The organism is Isoptericola chiayiensis (genome assembly GCF_013149805.1).
In the GTDB taxonomy this organism is placed as follows: Bacteria; Actinomycetota; Actinomycetes; order Actinomycetales; family Cellulomonadaceae; genus Isoptericola; species Isoptericola chiayiensis.
Map to the genome: position 1 here is coordinate 634,370 of NZ_JABEZT010000003.1, position 6,977 is coordinate 641,346.

Annotated in this window: 6 protein-coding genes, 1 tRNA gene and 1 other RNA gene; 4 read left to right on the forward strand and 4 right to left on the reverse strand. The window is 71.7% G+C overall.

Translation table 11 applies throughout. The annotated features are described in order from the left end of the window. The first annotated feature begins 86 nt into the window (after positions 1-86). Positions 87-1,355 carry a uracil-xanthine permease family protein gene (locus tag HDG68_RS09240; protein WP_172151314.1) on the forward strand — a complete coding sequence of 423 codons (1,269 nt, stop codon included), beginning with the start codon at positions 87-89 and terminating at the stop codon, positions 1,353-1,355. A gap of 12 nt (positions 1,356-1,367) precedes the next feature. On the opposite strand, the gene HDG68_RS09245 is transcribed toward HDG68_RS09240, so the two are convergent. From HDG68_RS09245 to HDG68_RS09260, 4 genes are all read right to left on the reverse strand, one after another. Beyond that, entirely contained in the window at positions 1,368-2,045 is a 678-nt protein-coding gene (locus HDG68_RS09245) for a LytR C-terminal domain-containing protein (protein ID WP_172151316.1), read from the reverse strand. 37 nt (positions 2,046-2,082) lie between these two features. Beyond that, positions 2,083-2,379, reverse strand: a complete 297-nt coding sequence (locus tag HDG68_RS09250; RefSeq protein WP_172151318.1) for a type II toxin-antitoxin system VapB family antitoxin — start codon at positions 2,377-2,379, stop codon at positions 2,083-2,085. Positions 2,380-2,462: 83 nt separating this feature from the next. Then, positions 2,463-4,262 carry a glycoside hydrolase family 35 protein gene (locus HDG68_RS09255; protein ID WP_172151320.1) on the reverse strand — a complete coding sequence of 600 codons (1,800 nt, stop codon included), beginning with the start codon at positions 4,260-4,262 and terminating at the stop codon, positions 2,463-2,465. Between the two features lie 75 nt (positions 4,263-4,337). Beyond that, positions 4,338-4,422: transfer RNA gene (locus HDG68_RS09260), tRNA-Ser, on the reverse strand. A 159-nt stretch (positions 4,423-4,581) separates the two neighbouring features. Between HDG68_RS09260 and ffs the strand changes: the two genes are divergently transcribed. From ffs to HDG68_RS09275, 3 genes are all read left to right on the forward strand, one after another. After that, positions 4,582-4,678: signal recognition particle sRNA small type (ffs, locus tag HDG68_RS09265), an RNA gene on the forward strand. A 362-nt stretch (positions 4,679-5,040) separates the two neighbouring features. Beyond that, positions 5,041-5,931 (forward strand): MetQ/NlpA family ABC transporter substrate-binding protein, encoded by an 891-nt coding sequence (locus HDG68_RS09270; protein WP_172151322.1) that lies wholly within the window; start codon positions 5,041-5,043, stop codon positions 5,929-5,931. Between the two features lie 389 nt (positions 5,932-6,320). Then, positions 6,321-6,977 (forward strand): IS110 family transposase (locus tag HDG68_RS09275; protein ID WP_172151324.1); only part of this gene is annotated, 657 nt, incomplete at its 3' end.

Consider the following 6,977-nt stretch of genomic DNA (forward strand, 5'->3'; position numbering starts at 1 on the left):
GGGCTCCCTGGGGGAGGACCGGACCCGCCCGGTGCCCGGCGGTTAGGGTTGGCCTGCCTTCACCACCCCTTCACGGACGGAGCACCATGCAGCTCGGTTGGACCACGCACGGCGACGGCGCGCACGTCGCGCCCGGTGAGGTCGTCGCGCCCGGCGAGCGGCTGAGCTGGCCGCGCACGATCGGCATCGGGCTCCAGCACGTCGTCGCGATGTTCGGCGCCACGTTCCTGGTGCCGATCCTCACCGGGTTCTCGCCGTCGACCACCCTGTTCTTCTCCGCGATCGGCACCATCGGGTTCCTGCTGATCACCGGCAACCGGCTGCCCAGCTACCTGGGTTCCAGCTTCGCGTTCATCGCCCCGATCGGGGCGGCCACCGCCTCGCACGGTCAGGCGGCCGCGATCGGCGGGATCCTGTTCACGGGTCTGCTGCTGGTGGGCGTCGGCGTGCTGGTGCACTACGCCGGGGCGCGGTGGATCGACGTCGTCATGCCGCCGGTCGTCACCGGCGTGATCGTGGCGCTCATCGGGCTCAACCTCGCGCCCGCCGCCTGGGACAACTTCAACCAGGCGCCGGTCACGGCCATGGTCACGCTCGTGGCCGTGGTGCTGATCTCGGTGCTGTTCCGCGGGATCCTGGGGCGCCTGTCCATCCTGGTCGGCGTGCTGATCGGGTACGCGTTCGCCGCCGTGCGCGGCGAGATCGACTTCACCCGGGTCGAGGAGGCCGGCTGGTTCGGTCCGCCGCAGCTCACCGCCCCGAGCTTCGAGCCCGGTGTCCTCGGGCTGTTCCTGCCGGTCGTGTTCGTGCTGATCGCGGAGAACGTCGGGCACGTGAAGTCGGTGGCCGCGATGACCGGCCAGGACCTCGACCCCCTGATGGGCCGGGCGCTGCTCGCCGACGGCGTGGCCACCACCCTGGCGGGCACCGGCGGCGGGTCCGGCACCACCACGTACGCCGAGAACATCGGCGTCATGGCGGCCACCAAGGTGTACTCCACGGCCGCCTACTGGGTGGCCGGCGTCGCGGCGCTGCTGCTGTCCTTCTCGCCCAAGTTCGGCGAGGTCGTCGCGACCGTCCCGGTCGGCGTCCTCGGCGGGGTCACCACGGTGCTGTACGGCATGATCGGCGTGCTCGGCTTCCGCATCTGGGTGCAGAACCGCGTGGACTTCGCCGACCCGGTCAACCTCACCGTCGCGGCCGTGCCGCTGGTGGTGGCCGTGGCGAACTACAAGTGGGTCGTCGGCGGGCTAACGTTCGAGGGCATCGCGCTGGGCACGGCGTCCGCCCTGGTCCTGTACCACGGGATGCGCGCGATCGGCCGGTGGCGGGGGACCGTCCCGCAGGAGCGCTGAGCTCGGGGCACCTCAGGCGTCCTGGGCGTCATCCTCGGCGGACTCCGGCCCGTCGCCCTCGCCGAACTCGCGCGGCACGGGCGTGAGCTCGCCGACGGGCACGCAGTCCTCCATGTCCGTCATGGGTTCGCCCGCGGCGAGCTGGACCTGGTCGACGGGCAGCGGCTCGGTGTAGTCCTCGCCGACCACGAGGTCGATGATGCGCCCGGGCCGGTCGTCGAGCACGAGGCGCACCGAGGGGAACTGCGCGGCGAGCGTGTACGCCTGCCGGACGGCGCCGGATCCGTAGCGGATCTCCGAGGGCCCCTCGACGAGGCGGGAGAAGTCCCCGGTGTCGCGGATGTCGAAGCCGCGGGCGGCCAGCACGTCCGCGTTGGCGCCGGCGATCGCGAAGCTGTAGTCGGCCGCGTTGTAGACCCGGACGCGGACGTCGTCGTAGGCCAGCGGCGGGGCGCCGTCGGGCCAGTTGTCGTTCTGCGGGACGCACGGCGGCGGCATCGAGTCGGCGTTGCCGCCGGGGGTCTGGATGGGCTCGTCGAACGGGGAGTCGATCGTGCCGGTGTAGACGGCGAGCGCCCCCAGGCCCATGAGCACCATGAACGCGATGAGGAGCCCGAAGACCACGGCCTGTCGTTCGTGCTTGCGTCGCCGGCGGGCGACGCGGGCCGGATCCTGGGCTGGTGAAGTCACGCGACGAAACTACCTGAGAATCTTCGGACTGCTCGGATCAACCCACGGTGAGGACCCGGGCGTGCAGGATCGGGCGCTGGTGCAGGGCGGCCCGCACCGCACGGTGCAGACCGTCCTCCAGGTAGAGGACGCCCCGGTACTCGACCACGTGGGCGAAGAGGTCGCCGAAGAACGTCGAGTCGTCGGCCAGCAGGGTGTCGAGGTCGAGGTTGCGCTTGGTCGTGACGAGCTCGTCGAGGCGGACCTGCCGGGGCGGGACGTCGGACCAGTCCTGGCTGCTCTCGCGTCCATGATCCGGATAGGGGCGCCCGTCGCCCACGGCCTTGAAGATCATGCGGCTCATCGTAGGGGTAGGACGTGACGGTCCTGGGACGTCCGCACCATGTTTCGGTCACGATGCCATGACGATTCCTTGACCTATTCCTCGGTGTGGCCCAGGTCCGGCGCCGGGGCGAGACCCACGGTGGCGCGGTCCGCCCCGTGCAGCTCGAGGACGACGACCTCGTTCTCACCGTCCCGGACCACCGGCCCCGGGACGTACAGGGTGCGCGCGGGCCCCGCCGCGCGGTGCCGGCCCAGGCAGAAGCCGTTGACCCAGACGACGCCGGCCGTCCAGCCGTCGGCGCGCAGGAACAGGTCCGTCCCCGCGCGGCCGTCGAAGGTGCCGAGCGCGAGCACCGGGCCCGCCAGCGGGGACGACGGCGGTACGGCCGCCCGGGGCGCGGCACGCAGCGCCGTGGTCACCTCGGACGACAGCGTGTCGCCGTCGTCGAACCGCAGCGGGCGCGCGGACCAGCCCGTCAGTTCGCCAAGTGCGGTGCGCACCGGCGCGACCAGGCCGTGCGGCTCGCCGATCCGTGGGCCGTAGTTCACGCGCCCGGTGTCCTCGACGAGAACGGTCAGCTCGCCGTCGCGCGCCGGCAGCGCGACCGCCCGCTGGTGCGTGGTGCGGTCCAGGTGCCCGACGGGCTCGCCGTCGACCATCACCAGGGCGCGGTCGCGGACGTCGCCGACCGTCAGGACGGCGTCGCCGGCGGAGATCTGCGTGCGGTAGAGGACGAACCCGTCCCAGACGCCCAGGTCGTCGTGCGTGGGTGCGGGGCCGTCGACGGAGTGCTCGGTGCCCAGCGCGTCCAGGAGGTCGGTGAGCGGCACCCGACGGTCCAGCGCCACCGTGCCCGTCGGCGCCGGGGGAGCGGCACCGGGGACCTCGTCCGGCACGGCGGCGTGGCGCGCGACGACCTCGCGCATCGCGTGGAACTTCGGCGTCGGGGCGCCGTGCTCGGCCAGCGGCGCGTCGTAGTCGTAGGAGGTGGTGACGGGCCGGTAGACGCCCTTGTCGTTGGCGCCCGAGGTGCGCCCGAAGTTCGTGCCCCCGTGGAACATGTACAGGTTCACCGAGGCGCCGGCGCCCAGGAGGGTGTCCAGCTCGCGGGCCGTGTCCGCGGCGGGCGTGGTGTGGTGGTGCCCGCCGACGCTGTCGAACCAGCCGTTCCAGAACTCCATGCACATCAGCGGGCCGGTGGGCTGGTGGCGGCGCAGGACGGCGAGGCGCTCGCGGGCCCGGGAACCGAAGTTGGCCGTGGTCAGCAGCTCGGGCAGGCTGCCCCGGCCCAGGTGCTCGTCGTTGGCCTGGTCGGACGTGAAGAGCGGCACCTCGAGGTCGCGCTCGCGCAGCAGGGCGGCCAGGGTGCGCAGGTAGGCCCGTCGCGTCTCGACGGGGTCGTCGCCGTAGGCGCCGTACTCGTTCTCCACCTGCATCATGAGCACGGGGCCGCCGCGGGTGACCTGGCGGGGCGCGACGATCCGCGCCACGGCGGTGTAGTAGTCGGCGATGGCCTCGAGGAACCGGGGCTCGGCGCGGCGGACGCCGACGCGCGGGTCGGTGAACAGCCAGGCGGGCAGGCCGCCGCCGGTCCACTCGGCGCAGATGTAGGGCCCGGGGCGCACGATCGCGTGCAGGCCCTCGGCGGCGACGAGGTCGAGGAACCGCCCGAGGTCGCGGCGCCCGTCGGTGCGGAACGTGCCGGGTGCGGGGGAGTGCAGGTTCCACGCCACGTAGGTCTCGACGGTGTTGAGACCCATGAGCCGGGCCTTGCGGATCCGGTCCGCCCACTGGTCCGGGTGGACGCGGAAGTAGTGCAGGGCGCCGCTGATGACCTGGTGCGGGCGGCCGTCGAGCAGGAAGTCTTCGTCGCCGGTGTCGAAGCGTGGCATGAACCGATTCAAGCATGCTGGACCGGGGAACGACGAAGGGCCCTGCACCGGTGGTGCAGGGCCCTTCGGGCCGTGCGGAGGATGGGGGATTCGAACCCCCGAGGGCGTGAACCCAACACGCTTTCCAAGCGTGCGCCATAGGCCGCTAGGCGAATCCTCCTCGTGGTGCTGCCTGAGGTCTCCGGTGTGCACACTGGCGCAGGCAACCCCAGCAGAATAGCGGACGAGGTGCCCGGGGGCCGAATCGGCCCGGTGTGAGGTGCGCGACGGCGGTCGCGACGGGTTTCGGAGCACCGCCCGGTCTCCGTTAGGGTAGGGGGCAGACCCCTCGTGCGGCACCATCTCGCCGAACTCCCCCAGGGCCGGAAGGCAGCAAGGGTAAGTGAGCTCTGGTGGGTGCGCGAGGGGTCCTTTGCGTGGCTGAGCGGTGCGTCACACCGGGCTCTGACCTGCACTTTCTCTCGATGTGAGACACGGTCGGTTCGCATGGCGAGATTTCTCCGCCGTCGAGTTGGCCGCCCCTGTCCCACGGTGTTCACCTGTAAGCATGCACCGCACCGACCACGTCGCACCCCGGACCCCGCGCACCGCCTCGCGCGCCGTCATGTGCGTCCCGTCGATGCCCCGCACGCGAATGTGCCGCCGCTGATCGGCCCCCGCCCCGCCGTCGTCCACCGCTGACGACCGCCCGCCGCGCGTGCCGGCGCGGCCCCGCAACGTCACCACCCCGTGCCACGGCGAGATCCGCCGTCGTGCATCCCTGCCCGGAAGGACCACCATGAACCTGCGCTCCACCCTGCTCTCCGCCGGCGCCGTCGCCTCCGTGCTCGCCCTGGCCGCCTGCGGCGGTGACTCCTCCGCCGCACCTGCCGCCGGGACCGCCGAGGACCCGATCCGCATCGGGGTGGTCTCCGCTGGTGAGGAGTACTGGGACACCTTCGCCCAGGCCGCCGCCGACGAGGGCATCGAGGTCGAGATCGTGAACTTCTCCGACTACCAGCTGCCCAACCAGGGTCTCTCGGACGGCGACCTCGACCTCAACCAGTTCCAGCACCTGCAGTTCCTCGCCGGCTACAACGTGGCCCGCGGCGACGACCTGACCCCGATCGGCGCCACCGCCGTCTACCCGCTCGGCCTGTACTCGACCGCGCACGGCAGCGTCGAGCAGATCCCGGACGGCGGCCAGGTCGCCATCCCCAACGACGAGACCAACCAGGCCCGCGCGCTGCTCGTGCTGCAGGACGCCGGACTGATCACGCTGCGCGACGGCGGCAACTCGTTCTCCACCCCGGCCGACGTGATCGCCGACGAGTCGCGGGTGACGGTGACGCCGGTGGACGCGGCCCAGACCGCGATCGCCCTCGCCGACGTCGACGCCTCGATCATCAACAACGACTTCGTGGGCGACGCGGGGCTGACCGAGGACGACGCCATCTACACCGACGACCCGGACTCCGCGGCGGCCGAGCCGTACATCAACGTGTGGGTCGCGCGGTCCGCCGACGCCGACGACGAGACGCTCGCGCAGCTCGTGGACCTTTACCACTCGCCGGAGATCGAGGACGGCGTCCTGGAGGCCTCCGGCGGCACCGGCGTCATCAAGGGCAACGAGGCGGCCGAGCTGCAGTCGATCCTCGGCGAGATCGAGACCAACCTCGCCGCGAAGTAGGCAAACGTCCCGCCAGGTAGGCAATCTTCCGGCGAGGTAGGCAACGTTCCCGCCAGGTAGGCGTCGCCTCGCCGAGAAGTTGCCTACCTGTGAGTCTTCGGGTGGCTGACCCGGGGTCGGCTGGCCAGGGTGGTGTTGTTCTGGTCGCGGTGGCGTGGCTCGTTGCCTACCTGCCCTCCCGAGCCTGTCGGGAGTGGCTTTCGCGAGAACTGCCCGCTGCCGCGGCCGGGCCGGCGCCGCCCCGGTCCACCTCGATGGCTTGATAGAAACATGCACCAGCCCCCCGCTAGAACCTCAGGGGGCTGTGGCTCGTCACAGGTTTGCCTCGAAGTGACTCCACCCCGGGAACGACGCCGGTCACGACGTCCACCCGAACGGAGTCCGCCGCAATGACCATCGTCGCAGAGACCTACCGATACGTCGTGGGCATCGACACCCACGCCGAGCAACACACCTACGCCCTGCTCACCAGCAACGGCGCCTGCCAGGACCTGCAGTCCTTCGCCACCACGACCGCCGGCATCGACCGCGCGATCGCCTGGATCGCCCGACGCACCGACGGCGACCTGGACCAGGTCCTGATCGTCGTGGAGGGAGCAGGCTCCTACGGACGCATCGCCGCCGCCAGGTTCACCCGCACCGGCTACACCACCGTCGAGGCCATGACCCCGACCCGCGCCGACCTGCGCACCGCCAAGTCCGACCCGCTGGACGCCGCACGCATCGCCCGCACCGTGCTGGGCACCCACCCCGACCGGCTACGCCGACCGCGCACCGGCCACGCCGGACAGCTCGCCGCCCTGCTCCTGGCCGACCGCGACGCCCTCAACAGCGACCGCACCGCGAAGATCAACCAGCTCACCGCGCTGGCGCGCACCCACAGCCTCGGCATCGACGCCCGCACCGGACTCACCACCACCCAGATCACCACGATCACCACCTGGCGCGCCCGCCACGAAGACCCCCTGAGCGCCCACGCCCGCCAGATCGCGATCCGCACCGCCAAAGCCATCACCACGATCGACAAGCTCCTCAAGGCCAACCAA